This is a genomic window from Acidimicrobiia bacterium (assembly GCA_016650365.1).
Classification (GTDB): Bacteria; Actinomycetota; Acidimicrobiia; order Spongiisociales; family JAENVV01; genus JAENVV01.
Window position 1 is genome coordinate 1 of the sequence record JAENVV010000274.1, and the last position, 1,872, is coordinate 1,872.

At 61.6% G+C, this 1,872-nt stretch carries 3 protein-coding genes; 2 read left to right on the forward strand and 1 reads right to left on the reverse strand.

Annotated features, from left to right (window positions below):
• Positions 1–174 (reverse strand): hypothetical protein (locus tag JJE47_15485; GenBank protein MBK5268822.1); only part of this gene is annotated, 174 nt, incomplete at its 3' end.
• A gap of 212 nt (positions 175–386) precedes the next feature.
• Between JJE47_15485 and JJE47_15490 the strand changes: the two genes are divergently transcribed.
• Both JJE47_15490 and JJE47_15495 read left to right on the forward strand, forming a co-directional pair.
• Positions 387–1,382: a hypothetical protein gene (locus JJE47_15490; GenBank protein MBK5268823.1), complete on the forward strand. Its 996-nt coding sequence runs from the start codon at positions 387–389 to the stop codon at positions 1,380–1,382.
• Positions 1,383–1,732: 350 nt separating this feature from the next.
• Positions 1,733–1,872, forward strand: a 140-nt coding sequence (locus JJE47_15495) for an amidase (protein ID MBK5268824.1), incomplete at its 3' end; no start/stop codon positions are given.

Consider the following 1,872-nt stretch of genomic DNA (forward strand, 5'->3'; position numbering starts at 1 on the left):
CACACTCCGACCGGACCAGGCGAGGTCCCCGATTATGGGAGGCCAATCGTATTGAAGAATCTCGCGGACTTCACTGCCGCCCACTCCCCGCTTGTCGTAACGCAGCGAGGCGATCCCCGCTTCGGCCAGGTGTGCAGCCAGGTCGCCCGTAACGGTGAGGGTCTGGCGTTTCATGTTCGAGTTTCGATCCAGCGGCCCTGAACCAGTCACGAGCACGGCCCCAGGATGCGGCCCTGGCGCGTCAGGAACGCTGAGCGTTCCTTCCAGCCGAAAGCCGTGGGAGTCGAAGGCGACGGGTTCGATCGATCATCTGTTGTTGTCATTCTATTGGTCTGAGCCAACTTCGTCCTTCCTCGCACTACCATCGCCTGCCGTGAGGAACGCCAATGTTTTCTAACCTCTTTCATCCCGAGCGATATCACGGGTATAAGCGCCGACCACCGTATTTTGAGGGCTGGTATTTCAAACTCGTCGACGCCACCGAAACGCACCGGTATGCGGTGATTCCTGGCATCTTCCTGAGCGACGACCCGGATCGTCATCATGCGTTTGTGCAGATCCTTGATGGGTCGACCGGCGAGGCCACCTACCACCGGTATGCGGCCGACGAGTTCTGGGCCGCCCGAGACGAGTTCGAGGTGCACATCGGACCGAACCGGTTTTCGAGCGACCGGGTACTTCTCGACATCGCCGACGAGACCCGAACGATCCAAGGCGAACTGACGCTCGGCACTCCGAAGCCGTGGCCCGTGACGCCGACCCGTTTGGGCATCATGGGCCCCTATGGGTGGGCGCCGCGAATGGAATGCAACCACGGCCTCGTGAGCTTCGATCACTCGGTGGCCGGAACGCTTCGAGTCGACGGTCAGGCGATCGACTTTGATGGTGGGCGCGGATACGGCGAGAAGGACTGGGGCAAGTCATTCCCTGCCGGGTACGCCTGGATGCAGTCGAACCATTTCGAAACCGCGGGAACCAGTTTGGTTGGGTCGATCGCCATCATCCCCTGGCTGTTCTCAGCGTTTCCCGGGTTCATCATTGGACTCCACCACGAGGGTGTTCTCCACCAGTTCGCCACGTACACCGGTGCCAAGACGACCGAATTGGCATTCTCCGACGAGGCCATTGACTGGACGGTGGTCGATCGCAAGAAGCGACTTGAGATCCACGCCGACCGGGCCACCGGCGGCTTGCTGCACGGTCCGACGCGAACCGACATGAGCGACCGGGTGGGCGAAACGATGCTCGCCACGGTGACCATCAGCCTGACCGACCACGCCGGCGGTGTCATTTTTGCCGGTGAAGGCCGCAACGCCGGCCTCGAAGTGCACGGCGACCTCGATCGATTGTTGGCGCTGCAAACCCAGGAAAGGGCTGTTTAGGCCGAGTCGACCCCGGCGCTCAGACCTGACCCTGCGATATCGTCACCGAGCCAGGAATCAGCCGAGTAGCCGCCTGGAACTCAAGACGTCCTTCCGCCTCTCCGAACCAATCGGCCATCGAGTCACCGTCGGCCGGAAGGCACCACAGGTTGAACGAGCCAAGAGCGCGCCCTTCGTCGATCGGTCCGTAAAGGAGGCATGATCAATCGTTTCGAGGTGAGTCCTCCCGGTGATCGAAGGGGTCCTCCGTGGAGCTGAGGCCTCAGTGGAGCTGAGACCTCATGAGCACGTGAACCTCAAATCGGTTGGTCGTCTAACGTGGCGGGCAGTCGAACTCAAACGGGGCCACTATGTCGTACGATCCTGCCACCCCCTTGTCGCCCGGTTTTCTTGAGCACGTGCCGGCCTTTCTGGCCGGCGACGACACACCGCGCGATCTGCTCGAACGCTGCATCGTGGTGATCGAGTCCCGCGACTCCGAAATCCAGGC